General features: G+C 73.4%; 19 protein-coding genes. 10 read left to right on the top strand and 9 right to left on the bottom strand.

Features of this window, described 5'->3' with window-relative positions; all coding sequences use genetic code 11:
- Positions 1-327 precede the first annotated feature (327 nt).
- The 4 genes from B6R96_RS32660 (at position 328) to B6R96_RS32645 (ending at position 5,134) form a co-directional block, all read left to right on the top strand.
- A complete protein-coding gene (locus B6R96_RS32660; RefSeq protein WP_081524480.1) occupies positions 328-1,581 on the top strand; it encodes an MFS transporter in 1,254 nt (417 codons plus the stop codon).
- Between the two features lie 108 nt (positions 1,582-1,689).
- Positions 1,690-2,607 (top strand): 5'/3'-nucleotidase SurE, encoded by a 918-nt coding sequence (gene surE, locus B6R96_RS32655; RefSeq protein ID WP_107475628.1) that lies wholly within the window; start codon positions 1,690-1,692, stop codon positions 2,605-2,607.
- Between the two features lie 132 nt (positions 2,608-2,739).
- Positions 2,740-4,356, top strand: a complete 1,617-nt coding sequence (locus tag B6R96_RS32650) for a carboxylesterase/lipase family protein (protein ID WP_081524478.1) — start codon at positions 2,740-2,742, stop codon at positions 4,354-4,356.
- 40 nt (positions 4,357-4,396) lie between these two features.
- Positions 4,397-5,134 carry a class I SAM-dependent methyltransferase gene (locus tag B6R96_RS32645; protein WP_081524477.1) on the top strand — a complete coding sequence of 246 codons (738 nt, stop codon included), beginning with the start codon at positions 4,397-4,399 and terminating at the stop codon, positions 5,132-5,134.
- Positions 5,135-5,222: 88 nt separating this feature from the next.
- Here B6R96_RS32645 and B6R96_RS32640 read toward each other — a convergent pair whose 3' ends face one another.
- Positions 5,223-5,552: a hypothetical protein gene (locus B6R96_RS32640; RefSeq protein ID WP_203351685.1), complete on the bottom strand. Its 330-nt coding sequence runs from the start codon at positions 5,550-5,552 to the stop codon at positions 5,223-5,225.
- Between the two features lie 148 nt (positions 5,553-5,700).
- A complete protein-coding gene (locus tag B6R96_RS32635) occupies positions 5,701-6,780 on the bottom strand; it encodes a DUF2330 domain-containing protein (RefSeq protein ID WP_081525363.1) in 1,080 nt (359 codons plus the stop codon).
- A gap of 86 nt (positions 6,781-6,866) precedes the next feature.
- Between B6R96_RS32635 and B6R96_RS32630 the strand changes: the two genes are divergently transcribed.
- Complete coding sequence (locus B6R96_RS32630; RefSeq protein ID WP_030384497.1) at positions 6,867-7,376, top strand: hypothetical protein; 510 nt, start codon at positions 6,867-6,869, stop codon at positions 7,374-7,376.
- A 60-nt stretch (positions 7,377-7,436) separates the two neighbouring features.
- On the opposite strand, the gene B6R96_RS32625 is transcribed toward B6R96_RS32630, so the two are convergent.
- Genes B6R96_RS32625 through B6R96_RS32605 form a run of 5 tightly spaced genes read right to left on the bottom strand, consistent with a single transcriptional unit; the run spans position 7,437 to position 12,225 of the window.
- A complete protein-coding gene (locus B6R96_RS32625) occupies positions 7,437-8,096 on the bottom strand; it encodes an HAD family hydrolase (RefSeq protein ID WP_335755558.1) in 660 nt (219 codons plus the stop codon).
- Positions 8,093-9,196 (bottom strand): ABC transporter ATP-binding protein, encoded by a 1,104-nt coding sequence (locus tag B6R96_RS32620; RefSeq protein WP_203351684.1) that lies wholly within the window; start codon positions 9,194-9,196, stop codon positions 8,093-8,095. The genes B6R96_RS32625 and B6R96_RS32620 overlap by 4 nt, the downstream gene beginning before the upstream one ends.
- A 4-nt stretch (positions 9,197-9,200) precedes the next feature.
- The gene (locus B6R96_RS32615; protein WP_237291581.1) at positions 9,201-10,184 is read right to left on the bottom strand and encodes an ABC transporter permease; all 984 of its coding nucleotides are present in this window, start codon (positions 10,182-10,184) and stop codon (positions 9,201-9,203) included.
- Positions 10,172-11,062: an ABC transporter permease gene (locus B6R96_RS32610; RefSeq protein WP_081524476.1), complete on the bottom strand. Its 891-nt coding sequence runs from the start codon at positions 11,060-11,062 to the stop codon at positions 10,172-10,174. The genes B6R96_RS32615 and B6R96_RS32610 overlap by 13 nt, the downstream gene beginning before the upstream one ends.
- Positions 11,062-12,225 (bottom strand): ABC transporter substrate-binding protein, encoded by a 1,164-nt coding sequence (locus B6R96_RS32605; RefSeq protein ID WP_030384492.1) that lies wholly within the window; start codon positions 12,223-12,225, stop codon positions 11,062-11,064. The genes B6R96_RS32610 and B6R96_RS32605 overlap by 1 nt, the downstream gene beginning before the upstream one ends.
- 233 nt (positions 12,226-12,458) lie before the next feature.
- Here B6R96_RS32605 and B6R96_RS32600 point away from each other — a divergent pair, with 233 nt between their 5' ends.
- Both B6R96_RS32600 and B6R96_RS32595 read left to right on the top strand, forming a co-directional pair.
- Entirely contained in the window at positions 12,459-13,217 is a 759-nt protein-coding gene (locus B6R96_RS32600) for a GntR family transcriptional regulator (protein WP_081525359.1), read from the top strand.
- A gap of 243 nt (positions 13,218-13,460) precedes the next feature.
- Entirely contained in the window at positions 13,461-14,939 is a 1,479-nt protein-coding gene (locus B6R96_RS32595) for a condensation domain-containing protein (RefSeq protein ID WP_081524475.1), read from the top strand.
- 82 nt (positions 14,940-15,021) lie between these two features.
- Here B6R96_RS32595 and B6R96_RS32590 read toward each other — a convergent pair whose 3' ends face one another.
- Together B6R96_RS32590 and B6R96_RS32585 are read right to left on the bottom strand one after the other, a co-directional pair.
- Complete coding sequence (locus tag B6R96_RS32590; RefSeq protein WP_081524474.1) at positions 15,022-16,242, bottom strand: RNA polymerase sigma factor; 1,221 nt, start codon at positions 16,240-16,242, stop codon at positions 15,022-15,024.
- A gap of 94 nt (positions 16,243-16,336) precedes the next feature.
- Positions 16,337-16,696, bottom strand: a complete 360-nt coding sequence (locus B6R96_RS32585) for a YciI family protein (protein ID WP_030384488.1) — start codon at positions 16,694-16,696, stop codon at positions 16,337-16,339.
- A 245-nt stretch (positions 16,697-16,941) separates the two neighbouring features.
- Here B6R96_RS32585 and B6R96_RS32580 point away from each other — a divergent pair, with 245 nt between their 5' ends.
- The 3 genes from B6R96_RS32580 to B6R96_RS32570 are packed head-to-tail and all read left to right on the top strand — an operon-like array spanning position 16,942 to position 21,927.
- On the top strand, positions 16,942-17,217 hold the full coding sequence (locus B6R96_RS32580) for a hypothetical protein (RefSeq protein WP_081524473.1): 276 nt from the start codon (positions 16,942-16,944) through the stop codon (positions 17,215-17,217).
- Entirely contained in the window at positions 17,207-18,190 is a 984-nt protein-coding gene (locus tag B6R96_RS32575) for a hypothetical protein (protein ID WP_081524472.1), read from the top strand. The genes B6R96_RS32580 and B6R96_RS32575 overlap by 11 nt, the downstream gene beginning before the upstream one ends.
- Positions 18,184-21,927: a CHAT domain-containing tetratricopeptide repeat protein gene (locus B6R96_RS32570; protein WP_081524471.1), complete on the top strand. Its 3,744-nt coding sequence runs from the start codon at positions 18,184-18,186 to the stop codon at positions 21,925-21,927. The genes B6R96_RS32575 and B6R96_RS32570 overlap by 7 nt, the downstream gene beginning before the upstream one ends.
- Positions 21,928-21,945 lie beyond the last annotated feature (18 nt).

Here is a 21,945-nt window from a genome sequence, read left to right as displayed (position 1 = left end):
TGCGTCACGACCGCCACAAGGGCAAGAGGATTTCTCGACACATCCGTGGTGCGCGACGGCCGCCAGGCGTTGGTTACACGTCATGGCATGCCGACTCCCCCGTCGGTCACGATCTGCACAACGACCTGCCGCAGACTCTGGCGGAGCCCGGAAATGGGTGCTACACAGTGTCCACCGCACCTGGTGACACGTGTAACAACATCACGTTACGAATCGACGTCCGCCACCGCATCCTCCCGGCGACGACGCCGTCCGGCGCCCGCCCGCGGGCCGCCCCCCCCTCTTCCCCGCACGCCACCTCCCCGCTCCGTCCCCCGAGGAGTCGTCATGGCCACGCCCGAAGTCGTCGAACCGTCCGTCCCCCCGACCGGGGAGCCCGCCCCCCGGCGTGCTCTCCTGCCCCTCCTGCTGGTCGCCAACTCCGCGATGATGGCGCTCTACATGGGCGTCGGCTCCGTCCTGCTGCCCACCCAGATCGCCGCGATCGCCCCCGACGACAAGGTCGCCGTACTCGGCCTCATCGGCGGCATCAGCGCGGTCTTCGCCACCGCCTTCAACCCCATAGCCGGCGCCCTCTCCGACCGCAGCGGGCGCCGCAACCCGTGGATCGTGGGCGGCGGCCTGGCCTCCCTCGCCCTCCTCGCCGCCCTCGGGAACGCGACCACTGCGCTGCTGGTCGGCATCGGCTGGTGTCTCATCCAGGCGACCATGAACGTCTTCCAGGCGGCGGTCACCGCGATCGTGCCCGACCGGATCCCCGCCGCCCGCCGGGGCACCGCATCCGCCCTGGTCGGGCTCGGCCTGCCCATCGGCGGTACCGTCGGCGTGCTCGTCGCCTCCCAGACCGCGGACCAGTTGCGCACCGGCTACCTCGTCCTCGGCGCGATCGTCGCCGGGTCGGCCCTGCTGCTGAGTACCTTCTGCCGGGACGTCGCGCGCACCGAGCCCGCCGCCCCCGCACCCGCCAAGGCCCGCGGCGCCCAACTGGCCGCCTTCCTCTCGGCCCTGGCCAACCACGACTTCCGGTGGGCCTTCATCGGCCGGGCCCTGATGGTCCTCGGATACTTCTCCGTCGTCGGCTACCAGCTGTACATCCTCGACGACCACATCACGCTGCCCGGCGGACTCACCCCGCCCGCCGCGATGGCCGTACTGACACCCGTGTCGATGGTCGCGATGGCCGTCTCGACCGTGGTGGGCGGTCTGCTGTCGGACCGCTGGAACCGCCGCAAGGTGTTCGTCGGCGTGTCGGCCGCCCTCGCCGGGCTCGTCATGGCGGTCCCCGTGATCAGCCCGACCTGGACCGGCATGCTCGTCTTCAGCGCGCTCAACGGACTCGCCTTCGGCTGCTTCATGGCCGTCGACACCGCGCTCGTCACCCTGGTGCTGCCGCGGGCCGAGGACGCCGCCCGCGACATGGGCGTCCTCAACATCGCGAACGCAGGGCCGCAGATCATCGCCCCCTTCGTCGCCTCGGCCGTCGTCACCGCTCTGGGCGGCTACACGCCGCTCTTCCTCGTCGGCGGGGCCCTCTCGCTGGTCGGCGCGCTCGCCATCCTCCCGATCCGCAGCGTGCGCTGACCCCTGCCGGGCCCGCCCACAGCTCCGGCGGGCGCACGCCGAGGGTCGCGCGCCCGCCGGTACCCACCCCTGCCCACCCTCATCTCCCTTCCTCCCAAGGAGCACCACGTGAGACGCAAGCGAGTTCTGTCGCTGGCCGCCCTGCTGCTGTGCACGCCGGCCCTGGCCGGCACGGCACCGGCGGTCGCAGCGCCGCAGACCGCACCGCAGGCCGCGCCCGCCGGGCCGTTGCGGATCCTGCTCACCAACGACGACGGCTACAACGCACCGGGCATCCGCAAGGCCTTCGAGCGGCTGACCGCCGCCGGACACGACGTCACGATCGTCGCCCCGCTCACCAACCAGAGCGGTGCCGGCACGAAGATGTCGAACGCCCCGACGATCACGGTGAAGCACCCCGAGCCGAAGGTCTGGGCCGTCGACGGCAGCCCCGGCGACTCCGTCGCCTTCGGGCTGGCCGAGGTGTTCGCCGGGGACGCGCCCGACCTGGTCGTCTCGGGCACCAACTTCGGGCCCAACGTGGCCGGTCTCGCCACCCACTCCGGTACGGTCGGCGGCGCCGTCGCCGCGCTGGAGCACGGCGTACCGGCCATCGCGCTGAGCACCGGCGGCGTCACCGTCCCCGACCCGGTCACCACCGTCAACGCCATGGGCCCGACGCTCGACTTCGCGGTCAAGCTGATCGACCGGCTGCGGGCGCGCGCCTGCTCGGGGCCGCTGCTGCCCCAGGGCGTCGGCCTGAACGTCAACCACCCGGTGGTCGGCGCGGACGGCAAGGGGACGGCCGCCGGTGTGGCCGCGACCTTCCAGGATCCGCAGACCCTGCTCGAACCGGACTTCACCGACGCGGGCGACGGCACCTGGAAGGTGGCCGTGAGGGTGGACCTGCGGCCCGCCGCCAAGGGCGGTGACCTGGAGGCCGTCGTCGCCAACCGGATCGCCGTGAGCCCCATGAGCCCCAACTGGAACACCGGCCCGGTCGACCACGCCGTGACCTCCGCCCTGATCGCAGGGCTCCGCCCCTGACGAACCCCGGCCGGGGCGGGGCCCGCACCCCGCTCCGCCCCGGCCGGCCGGGCCCGGCGCCGACGCCGGCCCGGCCCTGTCCCCACCCCGGCACGACGTCGTCACGCACCGGCACACTCCAGGAGGAGACGGATGAAGAGGCCCGGAAAGCGGCTGTCCTCGGCAAGGTCGCTGCTCGGTACCGCACTCGCCCTGATGGCCCTGCTCGCCTCGGCCCCACCCGCGGCGGCCGCGCTGTCGCCCTCCCCCTCCGGCGGAGCGGCGCGCCCGGTCGTCACCGTCGCGCAGGGCGGCCTGCGCGGCCAGTCCCGCGACGGCGCGCAGGAGTTCCTCGGTGTCCCCTACGCCGCTCCCCCGGTCGGGTCCGCCCGGCTCCGGGCGCCCGCGCCCCCGCCCCGGTGGCCCGGGGTGCGGGAGGCCACCCGGCAGGCCCCCGCGTGCCTGCAGTTCTCGCCCTTCGGCCTGAGCGATCCGGCGGCGGTCAGCGAGGACTGCCTGTACCTGGACGTCTACCGGCCCCGGACCGCCCGCCCCGGAGACCGCCTCCCGGTGATCGTGTGGATGCACGGGGGTGCGTACAGCCAGGGCACCGGCACCCAGTTCGGCGGCCGGACCATGGCGGACCTCACCCAGAGCGTGGTGGTCAGCATCAACTACCGGCTGGGACAGCTCGGATATCTCGCACTGCCCGAGCTCGGCCGCGAGAACGCCCTGCGCTCCGGGTCCTTCGGGCTGATGGACCAGCTCGCCGCACTGCGCTGGACCCGGGAGAACATCGGCGCCTTCGGCGGGAACCCGGGGAGCGTCACGATCTCCGGACAGTCCGCGGGCAGCGGTTCCGTCTGCGCGCTCCTGGCCGCCCCGTCGGCCGCCGGCCTGTTCCACCGGGCCGTGCTGCAGAGCGGCCCGTGCACCCTGCTGGGTACGCCGGACCGCGCCGACGCCGAGGCGCAGGCCCGGGCCTTCGCCGCTCGGGCGGGGTGCTCGGCGGCCGCCGAACCGGCTGACTGTCTGCGCGCGGTCCCCGGACCGGCGCTGGTGGAGGCGGCCCGTACGCTGCCCACCCGGGGTCCGGCCTCCGGTGACGGGCTGCTGCCGGTCGCTCCCGCGCAGGCCATCGGGAGCGGTGCGTGGAACAAGGTGCCGGTGCTGATCGGGAGCACCCGTGCCGAGGCCCGCTTCTTCGTCGCCCTCACCCAGCCGCAGCTGACCGCCGAGCAGTACACGGCGCAGGTCCTGGCGGGTTACGGAGCCGCGGGGCCCGAGGTGCTCGCGCGGTATCCGGTCGCGGCCCACGGCTCGCCGTACCTGGCGCTGTCGGCCGTGATGACGGACTCGACCTTCGCGTGCCACACCCAGTGGACGGCGCAGCTGTTCGCGGCCCAGGTGCCGACGTACGTCTACGAGTTCGACGACCCGCGGTCGCCGACGCTCGCGGGTGCGCAGGTGCCGGGTCTGGACCAGTCGAACGCGCACAGTGCGGAGCTGGCCTATCTGCACGACTTCACGATGGGCGAGCGTCCGCTGACCCCGGTCCAGGTCGCGCTGGGGAACCGGATGAAGCGCTACTGGGCGGCGTTCGCCCGCTTCGGTGCGCCGGTGGTGGCCGGGCAGCCGGTGTGGCCGCCGACGGGCCCCGGAGCCGCCGGGGTGCTCACCCTCGACCCGGCCGTGACACGGACGAGCACCTCGTTCGGGGCGGACCACCAGTGCGCCTTCTGGCGGACCCAGCCGCCCCGGCCGCTGTGAGGCCCGGCACGTAGTATTGGATCATCGGAGAGGGGGCCGGATGGACCGGAACATCCGCACGGTCGAGGACGTACTGAGGCTGCTGGACGGCCTCTTCGCACCGGAGGCCGACCGGTGGACGGCCGATGGTGCGTCCTGGTGGGACGGCTTCTACGCGGACCGCGCCAAGCCGGTGCCGTTCTTCGTGCCGAAGCCGGACGAGAGCCTGGTCTCGTACCTCGACCGTGGCCTGATCGGCCCGGGACGGGCCCTGGACCTGGGCTGCGGGCCGGGCCGCAATGCCCTGCACCTCGCCTCCCTGGGCTTCGAGGTGGACGCCGTCGATCTGTCGCCGGCGGCCATCGCCTGGGGCGAGGAGCGGGCGCGGGAGTCGGGCGCCGGGGTCCGCTTCCACTGCGGGAACGCCTTCGACCTCGCCGCGACCACGCTGAGCGGCCCGTACGACCTGATCTGCGACTCGGGCTGCTTCCACCACCTGCCGCCGCACCGCCGGGTCAGCTACCTCGCCCTGCTCGAACGGTCCCTCGCCCCCGGCGGGCACCTCGCGCTGACCTGCTTCGCGGCCGGCGCGATGGGGTCCGAGATCCCGGACGAGGAGTTCTACCGGGAGGCCGGTCTCCAGGGTGGTCTGGCCTACACCCCGGAGTCCCTGCAGGCGATCTTCGGCGATCTGACCGAGGTCGAACTGCGCCGGATGCAGGACGAGCCCGCCGAGTCCCCGCTCTTCGGCGAGCCGTTCCTGTGGACGGCCCTGTTCCGCCGGCCCGCCCGGGCGTGATCCGGCGGGCGGGCCGGGCCGGGGCGTCAGTGCTCGAAGGCGCCCGCGTCACCCGGCTCCGCCTCCAGTGCCGCGCGGTCGAATCTGATCAGGGTCGTGAGGCCCACTGGTACGAGGAGCCGCTGAGCGGGATGCGCGCCGCGAACTGGGCCACGACCAGCGCCACCAGGGTCTGGCCGACCGCTGCGACCGTCCACAGCCAGATCCCGACCGGCCCGGCGGTGACCAGTACTTCGTCGTAGGTAGCGAAGATGCCGACCGCGACGGAGATGAAGGCGAACGAGATGGCGAACACCTGGAAGGAGCCGAGGGTCCGCTTCAGCTCCTGCCGGTACCCGCCGCGCTCGACGGCGCCCCCGCCGTCCCGGCCGCCCCCGCAGTCCCCCGTCTCCGGAGCCTTCGCCGAAGGGTCCGCCATCCCGGCCACCTCAACATCCCTGGGCCGCCGCATCGCGCCGGGATTCGGATCAGCGCCCCATTCTTGCCCGTTTCATCCCTTTATGCGGTGATCGACGCACCCGGCCGGGCTCGGGCGGGTGACCCGACCCGGCCCGGCCCGGCCCGCCTCAGGCCGCCGGAGCCGGGCGCGGCCGGCGGCGGATGCGGAGCACGGCGACGGACGAGGCCGTCAGGGCCACCAGTACGGCCGCGACCGTCAGGAGCCAGGCCGGGACGCCGCCCACCGTGAGCAGCTCGTCCTGGTGGATCACCCGGCGGTAGGGGGTGTCCGCGGCGGTGGCGCGCAGTTCGTGGTCGGCGTCGATGCGCTCAGGCGCCGGGAACCGCTGGTCGATCGCGGTGAGGAACACCGGCTCGGCGCCCGCCAGTTCGGAGAGCGGGCCGGTCTCGGGGTGGATGGTCCCCGCGAAGGTCACCTCGGGTGCGGAGCCGCCGATCGGGGAGGCGGGCTCCATGCGGTGGTCGGCCAGCACGTACAGGCCGAGGGACTGGGGCGTCCTCGCCATCCGGGAGAGCCGCATCGGGTAGACCAGCCGGTCGCTCTCGAAGCGGATGCGCAGCGGGTCCAGGTCGCCGCGCAGCGGCTTGCCCTGGTCGCGGGGGGCGAGCCGGACCGCCACGTACTCCCACTTCTGGTCGACGTAGGGCTTGACCTCGGTGGCGAGGCGGTCGGGGAGCTTGAAGCCGTTGCTCTCCAGCCAGTTACGCAGGGCGTCCGGGTCGGTGGCGGTGAGCCGGGCGACGTCGAAGTCGCCGAGCTGTTCACGCCCGACGACGCCGACGGGCGGCGCGCTGCCGGGCGCCGGAGCTCCCGCCATGTCCCCCGTGGCCGGGTCGAAGGGCCAGTCGCGGTCGCGCGGCCAGAAGTAGCTGCGGGTCCTGTGTTCGGGCCGGGTCAGCCGGCCCAGTTCGTCGAACATCCGGCTGTCGCCCAGCTCCACCGTGGCCCGGCCCGGCACCGGCATGATCCAGGCGGCCCGGTGGGCGTCCCCGCCGACGGAGAAGCGCATGACGATCTGCTCCGTACGGCCGTCCCAGCGCACGACGGAGGTCTCCCGGTCGACGCCGATCCGGGACTGACCGTCGGGAATCATGGCCCCGCACCCGCACGCGTAGGCGGGGTTGACCAGTGACCCCAGCTGGGTCGCGAGCAGGGCGAACAGCAGGGCCGCAATTCTTCGTTTCATCCACACGGGGTCTCAGACGACGACCCCCGGAATCCGGTTCCGACCCCCCTCGCCGAGGGCTCCGACCTGGCCTCATACTGTGCCCCATGACGGGGAGCGAGAAGCGGCAGCAGGCTCTGCTGCGCCGGTCCGCGGGGCTGCTCAGCCCGCTGGTTCCGGATTCTGTGGTGGCGGAGATCGCACGGCACGACTGGGAGGCCATCGTGTGCGGCTGCGGCCGGTCCGCGGGCCATCTCGTGGACGCCGTGCGGGATGCCGCCGAGGGGCATCCCGCCGCGTTCCACGCGCTGGAGGGGCACGTGTTCTTCGCCGAGCACCTGAAGCCGCCCGCGCCGGCGGTGTGCGCCGTGCTGATGGCCGTGTGGTCCGCCGGGCCGCCCCGGCGGGCGACGCGCGAGGCCCTGCTGTGGACCCTGCTCGCCCTGTTGTGCACCGTGGACGACGGCGGCACCCACGAGGCCGGGCTGCACGGGCAGTGCGCCGCCTTCGTCCGTACCGGCGTCGACGGCTTCCGCCGGGAGATCGCCACGGCCCCGGGCTCGGGGACGGCCGCCTACGCCGAGGGCGTCCTGGACATCCTCGGCCTGCCGGCCTGAGCCCGGAGGCCGGGCCCGGGGTCGGGCCCCGACGTCGGGCCCGGCGTCAGACCACCTCCGTCAGGCCACCGCCGTCAGGCAGCGCCGCAGCCGTGCCACGGTGACGTCCTCCAGCGACTCGGCGAAGGTCCGCGGCGCTGACGGCGGTACCGCGAGCAGGGACGGGACCACCAGGACCGCACAGCCGGCCGCCTCCGCGGAGGCGGCGCCGTCCGGCGAGTCCTCCACCGCGACGCAGGCCCGCGGTGCGAGGCCGAGGCGTTCGGCGGCCGCCCGGTAGGGGTCCGGGTGCGGCTTGGTGCGGGTGGTGTCGTCGGCCGAAAGGGTGAAGACGAAGGGGACATGGGCCAGGGAGCCCCCGACCACCGAGTCGACGACGACCCGCGGTGACGCGCTGACCAGGGCGAAGGGCACGCCCTCCGCCTCCAGTTCGGTCAGCAGCCGCTGGGCGCCGGGCCGCATGGGCGCCCCGGCCTCCACCCCGCGGAAGAAGCCCTCGGTCAGCGCCGCGGCCACCTCGTACGGGTCTCCCCCTCCCGAGACCCGTACCAGGTGGGCGGCGGTGTCCTCCACCGCCCGTCCGACGACCTCCGGCGCGTCCGCGTCGGTGAGCCGGTGGCCGAGGCCGCCCGCTATCTCCTCGGTGGTCCGCCACCACAGCACCTCGGTGTCGACGAGGGTGCCGTCCATGTCGAACAGGACCGCGGCGAGGGCGCTCACGCGGACCCGGCCACGACGAGCACGGGCCGCTCGGCCAGGCCGACGGCGGCGCGGGCGCCCGGCGCGAGAGCGCCGGCCTCCCGCGAGGGCAGGTCCGCCTTGACGCTCACCCCGTCGGGCAGGTCCAGGTGGAGCCGGGTCACGGAGCCGAAGAAGGAGGCGGAGACCACGGTGGCGGTGCCCTCGGCGTCGGCGGTGACGGTCACGTTCTCGGGGCGTACGAGGACCTGCACGTCCGGTGTCGCGGGGACCGGGCCGTCGACGGGCAGCCGGGCTCCCGCCACCTCGACCAGACCGGAGCCGGCGAGCCGGCCGGGCAGCCGGTTCATGGTGCCGACGAACTCGGCGACGAAGGGGGTGGCCGGGCGGTCGTACAGCTCGGCCGGCGCGGCGCACTGCTCCAGCTTCCCGGCGTTCAGGACGGCGACCCGGTCCGCCATCGACAGCGCCTCCTCCTGGTCGTGGGTGACGAAGACGGTGGTGATGCCGAGGGAGAGCTGGAGGCGGCGGATCTCCTCGCGCAGGTTCGCCCGTACCTTGGCGTCCAGCGCGGAGAGCGGCTCGTCGAGCAGGAGCACGCGCGGGCGCAGGGCGAGGGCGCGGGCGAGGGCGACGCGCTGCTGCTGGCCGCCGGACATCTGGTGCGGGTAGCGGTCGCCGTGGTCCGGGAGGCCCACCAGGTCGAGGAGTTCGGCGGCGCGCTCGCGGCGCTCGGCCGCGCCGACCTTGCGCACGCGCAGGCCGAAGGCCACGTTGTCGCGGGCGCTGAGGTTCGGGAAGAGGCTGTACGACTGGAAGACCATGCCGGCGTCGCGGCGGTTGGCCGGGACCCGGGTGATGTCCTGTCCGTCGACGAGGACCTCGCCGGAGTCGGGCTGTTCGAATCCGGCGACGACGCGCAGGGCCGTGGTCTTGCCGCAGCCGGACGGGCCGAGCAGGGCGAGGAGCTCACCGGGTTCGACGGTGAGGTCGAGCCCGTCGAGGGCGACGGTGGATCCGAACGCCCTGCGCAGGCCGCGGAATTCGACGCGCGCGCCCGCGGGCCGGTCGGTCTCCGCCGGCTTCCTGGCCGCGGGAAGGGTGGTGGGCGTGGTGGACATGGACTCAGGGCTCCTTGCGGGAGGTGGTGGCGGGTGCGGCCGCGGCGGTGGAGGGGGTGGTCCCGGCCCGGGAGAGGGCGATCAGCAGCAGCCAGGTGATCAGGAGGCTGAGGATGGAGACGGCCACCGACATCCGGGCCTGTGCCCCGGAGATCGAGACGATCCACACGGCGAAGGGCCGGAACCCGAGGAGGGAGGCGATGGTGAACTCCCCGAGCACCAGGGCCAGGGTGAGGAAGCTGGCGCCGGCGAGCGAGGCCCGCAGGTTCGGCAGCAGCACGCGAAGGACGACGTACGGCCAGCTGGCGCCGCAGCTGCGGGCGGCCTCGACCAGGGTCGGTACGTCGACGGCGCGCAGGCCCGCGTCGAGCGAGCGGTAGACGAAGGGGAGCGCCAGGACCGTGTACGCGAGGACCAGGACGACGGGGAAGTTCTCGTTCTGGACGGCGATGAAGGTCTGGTAGAGCGGGGTCCGCGACAGGTGGTCCGGTCCCCAGCGGAGCACGGTGGTGATGCCGGTGACGAGGGCGATCGGCGGCACCACCAGCGGCAGCATGCACATCACCTCGACGACCGGGCGCAGCCGCGGGGAGCCGATGCGTACGGCCACCAGGGCGGGCACGGCGAGCAGCAGCGACAGCGCGATCGTCGCGGCGGCGAGGCCGAGGGAGAGCAGCAGGCTCTCGGTGAAGCCGTCGGCGGAGAGCAGCTCGGTGTACGCCTCGAAGGTGATGCCCCGGCCGGGCACGTGCACGGTGAAGACGAACGAGGCGACGAGCGGGACGATGAAGTAGGCGCCGGCCAGGGCGAGGACGGCCCCGCGCCAGATCCGGGGACGGGGCCGCCGGGCCGTGGCCCGTGCCGGGGTGCCGGTGCCGGTGCCGGTGCTCCGGGCGTCCTGAGAGCCCCGGGCGACCTGGGCGTCCTGGCCGTCCTGGCGGGTCTCGGCGCCTTCGGTGTACCGGGAGGTCGGGGTCATCGCAGCCATCGGGCGCTCCGTCGCTGGAGGGGCAGGTAGATCGCCATGACCAGGCCGGCGATCAGGATCATGTCGAGGCCGAGGGCGAGCGCCACGTTCTCCTGGCCGGTGAGCACGTTCCCGGACAGCGCGTCCGCGATCTTGAGCGTGACCAGGGGGACGGAGCCGCCGACGAGGGCTGCGGCGGTGGCGTGGGCGGCGAAGGCGGTACCGAAGAGCAGGACGAACCCGCCGAGCAGGGAGGGCGCGAGCACGGGCAGGCCGACGTGGCGCCAGAACTGCCGTCCGGTGGCTCCGCTGCTCTGGGCGGCCTCGCGCCACTGGGGGCGCAGCCCGTCCAGGGCAGGGGCGATCACCAGCACCATCAGCGGGATCAGGAAGTACAGGTAGACCACGGTGAGGCCGGTGAAGGAGTACAGGTTCCAGCCGAGGGAGGTGAGGTCGGCGAGCCGGGTGACGACGCCGGAGATCCCCACGGTGGCGATGAAGGCGAACGCGAGGGGTACGCCGCCGAAGTTGGCGAGCACGCCGGAGGCGGTCAGCGCGGCGCTGCGCAGGCCCGCCGAGCGGGAGGTGACCACGGCCTGCGCGATCACCACGCCCAGGACGCCGCCGACGAGTGCGGTGAGGGCGGAGAGCTGGACGCTACCGATGAGGGAGCCCAGGTAGGGGCCCTGGAGGGACCGGGCGAGGTGCTCACCGGTCACCTGGGTGGCGCCGCTCGCCGGGTCGGTGCGGGTGACCGCGCCGTAGGCCATGGCTCCGAGCGGGATGCCGAAGCACAGGCCGGTGAAAGCGAGCAGCGGGAGGGTCGCGAGCCAGGTGCGCGGGCCGCGCCGCCGGCGGCGGGTGCCGTCGGCGGCGCGGGAGTCGGTGGTGGAGGACATCAGGAGAGGGCCTTGTCCCACTTCTCGGCGAGGGTGGCCTTGGCCTTGTCGAGCTCCTCGGAGGCGGGGAAGGCCGGGGTGCCCTGGACCTGCGGGAGCTTGGCGACGGCGGCCTGGTCGGCGGTGCCGTCCTGGGTCATGCCGGGGAGCAGCACCGGGCGGGCGTACCCCTTCAGCCAGAGGTTCTGGCCCTCGGCGCTGTAGAGGAACTCCAGCCACAGGCGGGCGGCCGCCGGGTTCGGGGCCTCCTTGTTGATGGCCTGCGAGTAGTACTGGGCGTAGACGCCGTCGGTGGGGACGGCGACCTTCCAGTCGACGCCCTTGCCCTTGAACTGGTCGGCGTACCCGGCGTTCAGGTAGTCCCAGTCGATGGAGATGGGCGTCTCGCCCTTCTCCACGGTGGCCGGGGTGGACTCGACCGGGATGAAGTTCCCGCTCTTCTTCAGCTGACCGAAGAAGTCGATGCCGGGCTGGATGTCGGCGAAGGAGCCCTTGTTGGCGAGGGAGGCCGCGTACACGCCGCCGAAGGCCGAGCCGGACTTGGTGGGGTTGCCGTTGAGGGCGACCTTGCCCTTGTACTCGGGCTTGAGGAGATCGGCGAAGGTCTGCGGGCAGGTGGGGATGCGGGCGGCGTCGCAGCCGATGGAGACGTAGCCGCCGTAGTCGTTGGTCCAGCGGCCGTCGGCGTCCTTCTGGCCGGCGGGGATCTTGTCCCAGGCGGTGACCTTGTACGGGGCGAAGAGGTTCTCCGCGGCGCCGCTGCGGGCGAAGGCGATGCCGAGGTCGAGGACGTCGGGGGCGCGCTTCTGGCCTTTGCGGGACTTGACGGCGGCGATCTCGTCGGCGCTGGAGGCGTCCGGGTTCTCGCTGTTCACCTTGATCTTGTACTTGGCCTCGAAGGCCTTGATGATCTCGCCGTAGTTCGCCCAGTCCGGCGGCAGCGCGATCACATTGAGCTCGCCCTCCTTCTGCGCGGCGGCGGCGAGGGCCTCCAAGGAACCGAAGTCGGCGACCGAGGTCGCGGCACCCGGCTGCACGCCGTTCTTGGCGCCGTCGGCGCCGCCGGACTTCTGGTCGGGTGCGGCACCACACGCGGTGAGCGTGGTGAGTACGGCGGCGCTGAGCAGTACGGCCGCACCGCGACGGGCGGAGGAACTGAGCACGGTCTCTCCCGGAGACGAGGGTGGGTTCACTTGTCTGAACAAGTTGGCTCCAGTTCGCCCGGGCCCGCTGTACGGACGGTGAACGGCGCCTGTCCCGGGGAGCACGGCTCGACGAAGAGAGAACAATGACCGGAAGAAGCCGTGACAGAACCTGTTGGAATGATCATGGGAGACCGGTGCAGAGCGATTCCGGCGCGGCACCGCCGGCACACGGCGATCAGGGGGCGAAGGGCATGAGCACGAGCGCGGGCACGGTCAGGTACCTGGAGATCGCCGAGGCACTGCGCCGGGAGATCCTCTCGGGCGAGCTCCCGGTGGGGGCGCACCTGCCCTCGGAGAGCGATCTGGCGGCGCGCTGGTCCGCATCGCGCGGAACGGTCCGCCAGGCGGTGGCCACCCTCGCCGCGGAGGGGCTGATCGGTTCCCGCCAGGGCGCGCGCCGCATCGTCCTGCGCCGGGAACGCCGGCACAGCTTCGGCGAGCTCAACAGCTTCGCCCAGTGGGCCGAGGGGCTCGGGCACCGGGCCGCCAGCCGCTTCCTGTCCCGCACCCGCAGGCCGGCGACGGCCGAGGAGGCGGACCGGCTCGCACTGGCCCCGGGCACGGAGGTCCTGTCCGTGCTGCGGCTGCGGCTGCTGGACGGGGAGCCCACCATGGTGGAGCGGACGGCCTACGCCGACTGGGTGGCGGCCGCCGTCGAGGCGATGCCGGAGGACTGCCGCTCCGTCATGGACAGCCTCGCCGAGGGCTCGGGGGTCGTCGCCCACTACGGCGAGCACCTCATCGACGCCCTTTCGGCCGGCAGTGAGGACGCCCGGCTGCTGGAAATCCGCCGCGGCAGCCCGCTGCTGCGCCAGCGGCACGTCTCTGCGACGGCCACCGGCCGCCCGATCGAGTGGTCCGACGACCGCTACCGGGCCGGAAGCGTCACGTTCAGTGTGAGCAACTCATCGGTAGCAACTCCCTTGGAGCGGCGCGTCGCAGACCAGTGACCCGTCGGACGCCGGCGCGCGCGGGCCCTGCGATCGCGGCGGCCCCCGCGGTCTCGGCGATCACCCCCGGCAGCCGGTCGGCGACCCGCCCGAAACCGAACCCGAGGGCCGAGGCCCGGCCGTTGTCCACGGCGGAGGACCGGTGCGCACCGAACAGGACCCCGACCGGAGCGATTTCGTCACCTCAGCGGGCCGGGGGTCGTTAGGGCCTGGGGGTTGACTCGGGGGCGAAGGGATGACGGTATGCGGCAGTTTCCTCTGGAGATGCACCACATGGCACCGGGGCGTGTGGTGGAGTGGCGGCTCACGTCCGCGGCGGCGGAGGCCGCCGGCACGGGTGATCCGGCGGGCAGGAAGGCGTCCTTCAACCAGGACAAGCACTTCACCGTCGCCGAGGAGAGCAGGGCCGCCGACGACCCCGTCGCGTCCTGGGTGGCGGTGACCTTCGAGGTGGCCGGGCCCCTGGACGAGCAGGCCCTGGCACAGTCCCTGCTCTCCTTCGTGCAGCGGCACGAGGTCCTGCGGTGTGCGTTCCGCCGTCTCGCCGGCGAGGTGGCGTGCGAGCCGTTCGACCCTGCCGGACTGGCTCTCGAAGCCCGGCAGGTGGGTGAGTTCGGGACCTCCGAGGGGCTGGGCGAGTTCCTCGTCGAGCGCTTCAAGCGGAGCATCGACACCCTCTCCTGGCCGCTGTTCATCATGGGTGCGGTGGTGCGCGAGGACTCCTCGACGGTCTACCTCGCCTTCGACCACATCGTCTGCGACGGCATGTCGATGCCGATCGTGGCCCGCGAGGTGTCGACCGGCTACGAGGCCCTGCGCCGCGGCGAGGACGTCGAACTGCCGCCCGCGCCCAGCTACCTCGACTTCGCCGAGGAGCAGCGCCGCCGCTACCTGTCCATCGACGCCCGCGACGAACGGCTGGACTACTGGAAGGCGTTCATGGGGCCGGCGGGTGAGTTCTTCCCCCGCTTCCCCCTCGACCTGGGTGTCGAGCCGGGCCGGATGTACCCGATCGTCAACGAGGCCTCCACCCTCCTGGACGCCGCCGAGGCCGAGGTGTTCGAGAAGACGTGTCTGGCGGTCGACGGCAAGCCGTTCATGGGGGTGCTCGCCTCGGTCGCCGTCTGCCTGCGCGAGGCCGGCGGCCCGGGCGTCTACCGCGGCCTCATGCCGGTCAGCGAGCGCGGCCGGGACACCTGGGCGCATTCGGTGGGGTGGTTCGTCAACACCCTGCCCATCGAGTTCGACGCCTCGCCCGGACGGGACTTCGCCCAGGTCATGGCCTCGGTCCGGGCGGGTTTCGGCGAGATGATGAGCCATCTCGACGTGCCGTTCGTCCGGGCGTGGGAGTTGCTGGCGCCCGAGGAGTTCGCCGCCCGCTCCTGGCCGCACCCGGTGAACTTCTTCTCGTACATCGACATGCGCAAGTGCCCCGGCGCCGAGCGCCACGACGAGTGGCGGCCCACCACCCATGTGTGGTCGGCACGCGCCAACGGGGCCTGTTCGTGGTTCCAGCGGGACGCGGACGGGATGCACATGAACTCCCTCTACGTCGACACCCCGGCGGCCCGCCGGACCATGGGCGACTTCCAGGAGGCGCTGCGCCTCACGGTGCAGGAGATCGCCCGGTCCGGCGGCTTCCGCCGCCCCATCGCGCTGACGGCGCCGCGCCGACCCCTCCACACCCCGCTGGATGTGGCCGCCTTCGCACGGCGCGGCTGAGCCGCCGCAGGCCGGCCGTCGGCGTCGACGACGGCCACGGCCACGGCCACGGCCACGGCTGCGTCGATGATCCGGCGCGGAGTCAGAGCCGGGCCGCGCGGCCCAGCAGGAGGGTGCGTTCCTGTGCGTTGTGCGTGAGCGCGGCCGCCCGCTCGAACTCCGCCCGGGCCTCCTGCGTCCGGCCCAGCCGTGCCAGCAGGTCTCCCCGTACGCTCGGCAGCAAGTGGTAGGCGCTCAGGGCCGGTTCGGCCGCCAGGGCGTCGACCAGCGGCAGGGCCGCCGCCGGTCCCTCGGCCATGGAGACGGCGACGGCCCGGTTGAGCTCCACCACCGGGGACGGGACCAGCTGGACGAGGCGTCCGTAGAGCGCGGCGATCCTCGGCCAGTCCGTGTCCTCGTAGCGGACCGCCGCCGCGTGGCAGCCCGCGATGGCGGCCTGCACGGAGTACGGGCCGTTGCCCGCGTGGCCGAGCGCCCGGGCGCCCCGGTGGATGAGCATGCGGTTCCACCGGGCCCGGTTCTGGTCGGCGAGCAGCACCGGTTCCCCGTCGGGGCCGGTGCGGGTGGCGATCCGGGAGGCCTGGAACTCCAGCAGTGCGGCCAGACCGTGCACCTCCGGCTCCTTGGGCATCAGGGCGGCCAGTACGCGGGCCAGGCGCAGGGCGTCCTCGCACAGGGCGGGGCGGACGAGGTCGTCCCCCGCGGTGGCCGAGTACCCCTCGTTGAAGACCAGGTAGATGACCTCCAGGACCGAGGACAGCCGTGCCTCGCGATCGGCGCCGTACGGGACCTCGAAGGGCACTCCGGCCTTGGCCAGGGCCCGCTTCGCCCGGACGATGCGCTGGGCGACGGTGGCCTCGGAGGTGAGGAAGGCGCGGGCGATCTCCTGGGTGGTCAGCCCTCCCATCAGGCGCAGGGTGAGCGCGATCCGGGCCTCGGTGGCGAGGACGGGGTGGCAGGAGGTGAAGATCAGGCGCAGCAGGTCGTCGTCGATGTCCCCGGGGTCGGCCGGTTCGGCGGGCGGCGGTACGTCCTCCAGGCTCCGGCCGACCTCCGCGAGCTTGCGCGCGTACGTCTCCTTGCGGCGGACGAGGTCGATCGCGCGGTGTTTGGCGGTGGTCATGAGCCAGGCACCCGGCCGGTCCGGGATGCCCGCCTGCGGCCACTGCTCCAGCGCCGCGACGAGGGCGTCCTGTGCGATCTCCTCGGCGATGCCGACGTCCCGCACGATCCGGGCGACACCCGCGATGATGCGCGCGGACTCGATCCTGAACACCGCTTCGACCGCCTGGGCCGCACTCACTGCCGTCACGGCCACCCATCAGAGCAGCCGTGACGAGGCAGGGCAAACGCGGCGCGGCGGCGCGGGGATCACATCCCGGCGCGGGAGCGCGGGGTCACATCTCCTGGATCTCCCGGACCTCGGCGCTGACCTTCCATTCCACCGGGTGGATCTCCAGGAAGCGCCGGGTCCACTCGATGGCCTCGGCCTTGTCCTTGCACTGGCTGAGGGAGTAGCCGCCGACGACCTCCTTGGTCTCGGTGAAGGGGCCGTCGGTGTAGCTGATCTTCCCGCCGGACCAGCTGAGGCGGGTCGCCTCGGAGGTGGGGAGCAGCCCGGCGGTGTCGAGCATGACGCCGGCCTTGGTGATCTCCTCCAGGAGGGCGCCCATGCGCTGCTCGAACTCGGGCGGGAAGGCGGTGTCGGTGGGCAGGTCCTGCTCGTTGATGCGGATCATCGTCAGGAAGCGCGGCATGGTGACTCCTCGGTCGGGAGGGCGGGGCCGTTCCCCGCCTCTCACCCCTGCGTCGAACGGGAGACACCCGGATCGACAGCTCCGGGAAGATTCTTCGAGGATTTTTCCGGGGCGGCCACCGCGTCCCCCCATCCGGCCCCGTCCGACCCCGTCCGGCCCTCTGGACAGCGGCCCCGTTCGGCGGTGTGCTGGAGCGGGCGGGGCGGGGCACAGCACTGCACGGCACGGAACGGGGGGCGGGTCCGTTGGCACCTGAACACGAGATCGACGCGGCCGGCGGGCAGCGGCCGGCAGGGCCCGACGAGGACGGGCCGGGCGGCGCCGAGCGGGGCGACGGCCGTTCGTACATGGGCCTGGCCGGGGACGCCTTCGCCGACTTCGACCGGGTGGTGTGCGGGCAGTGCGACTACGCGTACCCCGTGCTCGACGTCCAGGACCCCACCCCCTTGCCCGAACGCTGCCCGAACGACGACTCCGCGCTCACCTACCGGTCGGCGGGGTGGCAGCCCGGTGCTGAATGACTTCTGGAAGGGCCTGGGCGGGAAGCTCTCCGAGCGCTGGCTCGCCGCGCTGTTCTCGCCGGCCTGTCTGTTCTGGCTGGCCGGGGCCGCCGCCTGGCTGCGCGGCGTGGGGTGGCCCACGGTGCAGCGCCTCGGCTGGGCCGGTGCGGCCGAGCAGTGGACGGCCGGGCTGACCGGGCTGCCCGTCCTCGTGCAAGGGGCCGCGGTGGTGGGGCTGCTCCTGCTGCTCACCCTGTCCGGGCTGCTCCTGCAGTTCTTCTCCCAGCCGCTCGTCCGCGGCCTGGAGGGGTACTGGGTGCTCCTCCCGGGACCGCGCCGCCGGCTGCGCGAACGGCTCGGCCGGCACGCCGACGCCGACATCGCTGCGCTGCGTCCGCTGGCCGCGCGTCCCGCCGACTCGCTCGACGCCGATGCGCTCGCGGAGCGCGGCCGCCTCGCGCGGCGCGTGCGGTCGGTGCCGTTCGACCCCCGGCGCAGGATGCCGACCCGGTTCGGCAACGTACTGCGGGCCTCCGAGGACCGGGTGCGCGCCCACTACGGACTGGACCCGGTCGTCTGCTGGCCCCGGCTGTGGCTGCTCCTGCCGGACGCGGCCCGGACCGAGGTCCTGGCCTCGCGCCGCTCGGTGCACCTCACCGCGCACCTGTGGGCCTGCGCCGTGCTGTGCTGCGTGTGGTCGGTGTGGACCCTCTGGGCGGTCCCGCTGTCCCTGGCCGTCGCCGCCACGGCGTACCGCGGCTTCCTGCTGTCCGCCGCACGGCTGCACGCGGACGTCGTCGAATCCTGCTTCGACCTGTACCGCCAGCAGTTGTACGGATCGCTGCGCCATCCCCTCCCGGAGAACCCGCTCGCGGAGTACCGGGCGGGGCGGCGGCTCACCACGTACCTCTCCGCCGGTTCCCGCCGGCCCGAACCCCTCTTCACCGATCCGTCCTCGTCCGGTGCCCCCTCCGGAGGTCCCCCACCGTGCTGAGCGAGCTCTTCGACCATGCCGTCGGCCTGCCGGACGACACCGATCCCGACACGTACGGCGCGGCCTGGGAAGCGGTGATGACACATCCCGGCTTTCCGGCGCTGTCGGTGCCGGCGCGCTGGTCCACGCTGATCTCCGTCGGCACGAACCGGCTGCACCGGCACCTGGAGGACGGCCGCATCGAGGACCTGGCGGGGGCACTGACCTGCCTGGAGAGCGCCCTCCGGCTGCCCTCCGTCCCGGCCGGGAAACGGGCCATGGCGTCCTTCAACCTCTTCCGGGCGCAGGAATGCCGGTACGCCCTGTCCCGCGAGACCGAGGACCTGCTCACGGCGGTGCGGACCTTGTGGTCCCTCGTGGACCAGGACCTGCCCGGCACCTCCGCACGGGCCGTCTGCCTCGAGATGTGCGGACTCATCGACCAGCACACCGGCGAGGGGACCGGCCCGCTGCTCGACCTGCGCCGGGCCGGACTGGAACGGCTGCTGACGGACCCGGCCGACCCCGACCTGCCCCGGTACCAGCTCGCCCTGGCCCTGCAGTTCGCCACCACCTACGACGGGAGTCCCGCGGACCACCGGGCCCTCGTGGCGCGTGCGGTACGGCTGGCCGCGGACGCGGAGGGCCGGCTGCCCGAGGGGCAGGAGCGTCGCACCGCGACCGGGCTGCTGGCACGGTTGCGGGACCTGCTGGACTGGATCGAGGAGAACGCCCCCGCGGAGCGGCCGCCGGAGGACCCGCGGCGGATGAGCGTCTTCGAGTTCTCCGACAGCCTGCGGGCCGTCCCCGACCACGACGAGCGCCTGAGCCGGATCCGCGAGGCGCTCGCCACGAACTCGTACGAGGCTTCGCGGACCGCGTGGGTGCTCCTGAACATGATGCTGGCCGAGGAGGTCCTCGCGCCGCGCACCAACGGAAAGATCGACACGGAGGAGGCCATCACGGCGCTGCGGGCGATCCTGGACCTGCCCGAGAGCGCCGAACTCGGTGTCACCCTGGGGCTCCGGGTCAATCTGGGCCACGCCTACGACCGCCGCCGGGACGGCGACCCCGGGGCCAATGCGGCCGAGGCCCTGGCCATCTTCGAACAGTGCGCGGCCGAGGTGACGGCGGATCATCCCCACTACCCGTCCGTCGTCTCCGCCCTCGCCCGGGCCCTGCTCGACGCGGCCACGACGAGCGGCCGCTTCGAGAGCGTCGAGCGGGCGATCGCCCTGTGCCGCGACGCCCTCGGGTCCCTTCCGGCGGACGCCGAGCCCGCCGTCCGGGCCGGCCTGCTCAACACGGTCGTCAGGCTGCTGCCCCTGCGGACCGCGGGAGATCCGGAGCAGAACTCCGAGGAGGCCATCCGTACGGCCCACGAGGCCCTCGACCTCCTCGACCCCGTCACCGATGCCGTGCAGCGCGGGGACATCCACCACAACCTCGGCCGGCTGTACCGGGACCGGCTCGCCGAGGGCCGGGAGGCGAACCTGTGGCGTGCCATCGAGCACTACCGCGCCTCGCTCACGGCCCAGCCCAAGCACGAGATGCCGATGGACTGGGCGATGTCCCAGATCTCGCTCGGCGTCGCCTACAGCATGATGCGGGGCCGCGACGTCGAGGCCACGCAGCGACTGGCCATCCAGGCGTTCATGGCGGCGCAGTCCGTCTTCACGCTCGAGGAGCACCCGTGGGACTGGGCCAACGCCGAATTCAACCTCGGGGTCGCCCTCGGGGACCCCGAGGTGCGTGCCGAGCCGGATCTCGAGCGCGCGATCGCCCATCTGACTTCCTGCCTCCAGGTGTTCACGCAGGAGTCGACGCCGAGGCAGTGGGCGCTGACGCAGTCGTTCCTCGGGGTGATGCGCTGGCAGACCGGGGAGCCGGAGCAACTGCGCGCCGCGGCGGTGCACTTCCGGGCGGCCCTGCGGGTGCTGACGCTCGAGAACAGCCCCCGGGACTGGGCAAGCATCCAGGTGAACCTGGCCCAGCTGGAGCCCACGGAGGACCGCGCCGTCCACGAGGACACGATCAGGACCCTCGCCGAACGCGGCCGGAGCGGCGACGCGTTCAAGGCCGCCATGGTCTACCTGCGGTTCCTCGCGGAGCGGAGGGACTGGGGGGCCGCGGCGGACGCGGGAGCGTGGGCCGCGGAGCTGCACGAGGGCCTCTACCAGGACGCCCTGCTCAGGCAGAGCCGGCACATGGAGCAGCGGGCCGCGGCCGGCGACATGCTGGGGATCGTCACCATGATGGTCAGGGCGGGCCGCACCCAGGACGCCGTCCTCCTCCTGGAACGGACCCTGGCCCGGGAGCTCGGCGAGACCCTGCAGCAGGACCAGGACGTGCTGCGCAGCGCCCGCGACGGCGACCCCGAGGCCTTCGACGCCTACCGGGCGGCCTGCGACCGGCTGACGGCGCTCGGCGGCGCCGAACGGTCGTTGCCCGCCGCCGGTTTCGGCACGGCCGACGTCGAACGGCTCCAGTTGTCACTGGTGCGGGCGATCGCCAAGGCGCGCGGGGAACGCGACGACGCCCTCGCCCGCCTCACCGCGGCGGCCGAGGCACTGCGCCCGCCGGGTCTCGGCGAACTGTCCGCCGCAGTGCCCCCGCACCGCCCCCTGGTCTACGTGTACGGGTCCGCGGAGGTCGTACGTCTGCTGCTCGTCCGGCGCGACGGGGAGGGCGGCCTCGACATCGACAGCCGGATCGTGGACCGGCAGGACGTCCCGGCCGGCGGGGATCCGGGCCCGCTGCCCCGCAGCGGGCTCACCGCCACCCTCGCGGGCTGGCTGCGCGACACGGGCGCGGAGGAGGTGACCCTGGTCCCGTGCGGTCCGCTGGCGGGTCTGCCGCTGCATTCCTTCGTCCACGACGGCCGCTGCCTGCTGGACGAGTTCGCGGTGTCCTACGCCCCCTCGGCGGCCGTGCTCGCCCGCAGACCGGCGGCCCGGCCCGGGCCCCCGGTGCTGGCGGCCGTCGGCGACCCGACGAACGATCTGCCCTATGCGTCGGCCGAGGCCGCGGCCGTCGGCGTGCTGCTCCCCTGGTCCCGGCACACGGTGCGGCACGGCGCGGCGGCCCTCGCCCCGGTGTTCCTGAAGGAGGATGTCCCCGGGGCCACCCACGTCCACCTGGCGTGTCACGGCTCCTTCGAGCAGGAGAGCCCGCTGGAGTCGGCCTTCCTGCTGACCGGCGGCACCCGGATGACGCTCCGCAGCATCATGGCCGGCCGTGCCTTCCGGGGCGTGCGGCTGGTGTTCGCGTCGGCCTGCCGCACGGCGTCCACCGACGCGTTCCTGCCGGACGAGGCCATCGGGCTGGCCTCGGGGCTGCTCCAGGCCGGTGCGCGCGAGGTGATCGCCGCACTGTGGAACGTGAACGACCTGGCGACCATGCTCATCGCGACCCGGTTCTACCGCGAACTGGACTCCGGTGCCTCCGACGGCGCGGCCGACGGCACGTCCGACGGCGCCGCCGTGGGCGCATCCGTGGGCGCCGGGCGGGCCCTGCGCACGGCCCAGCTGTGGCTGCGGGACTCCACGGCCGAGCAGCTGTCCCGGTGGTGCGCCGAACTGCTCGCCGCCGTACCGGACGAACCGACCCGCGCCCGCCTGCGCGAGGCCGTGGCCTTCCTGGACAGCCGGCCGCCGCGAATCCCCTGCTACGCGGAGACCCGTTTCTGGGCCGCATTCGTCCACCTGGGCGGGTCGGAGTCCGCCCGAATGCGGCCACCCCCGGCTACTCGCGAGTAGGATCGCGAGCCCAGGCAT

This window comes from Streptomyces sp. Sge12 (genome assembly GCF_002080455.1).
Taxonomy (GTDB): Bacteria; Actinomycetota; Actinomycetes; order Streptomycetales; family Streptomycetaceae; genus Streptomyces.
This window is presented reverse-complemented; position numbering and strand designations above follow the sequence as displayed.

Excerpts from the sequence above, each read along its gene's own strand:
- B6R96_RS32635 (WP_081525363.1), bottom strand. The coding sequence starts at position 6,780 with ATGAAACGAAGAATTGCGGCCCTGCTGTTCGCCCTGCTCGCGACCCAG.
- B6R96_RS32620 (WP_203351684.1), bottom strand. The coding sequence starts at position 9,196 with ATGTCCACCACGCCCACCACCCTTCCCGCGGCCAGGAAGCCGGCGGAG.
- B6R96_RS32600 (WP_081525359.1), top strand. The coding sequence starts at position 12,459 with ATGAGCACGAGCGCGGGCACGGTCAGGTACCTGGAGATCGCCGAGGCA.
- B6R96_RS32640 (WP_203351685.1), bottom strand. The coding sequence starts at position 5,552 with ATGGCGGACCCTTCGGCGAAGGCTCCGGAGACGGGGGACTGCGGGGGC.
- B6R96_RS32645 (WP_081524477.1), top strand. The coding sequence starts at position 4,397 with ATGGACCGGAACATCCGCACGGTCGAGGACGTACTGAGGCTGCTGGAC.
- B6R96_RS32615 (WP_237291581.1), bottom strand. The coding sequence starts at position 10,184 with ATGGCTGCGATGACCCCGACCTCCCGGTACACCGAAGGCGCCGAGACC.
- B6R96_RS32630 (WP_030384497.1), top strand. The coding sequence starts at position 6,867 with ATGACGGGGAGCGAGAAGCGGCAGCAGGCTCTGCTGCGCCGGTCCGCG.
- B6R96_RS32660 (WP_081524480.1), top strand. The coding sequence starts at position 328 with ATGGCCACGCCCGAAGTCGTCGAACCGTCCGTCCCCCCGACCGGGGAG.
- B6R96_RS32610 (WP_081524476.1), bottom strand. The coding sequence starts at position 11,062 with ATGTCCTCCACCACCGACTCCCGCGCCGCCGACGGCACCCGCCGCCGG.
- B6R96_RS32585 (WP_030384488.1), bottom strand. The coding sequence starts at position 16,696 with ATGCCGCGCTTCCTGACGATGATCCGCATCAACGAGCAGGACCTGCCC.
- B6R96_RS32595 (WP_081524475.1), top strand. The coding sequence starts at position 13,461 with ATGCGGCAGTTTCCTCTGGAGATGCACCACATGGCACCGGGGCGTGTG.
- B6R96_RS32650 (WP_081524478.1), top strand. The coding sequence starts at position 2,740 with ATGAAGAGGCCCGGAAAGCGGCTGTCCTCGGCAAGGTCGCTGCTCGGT.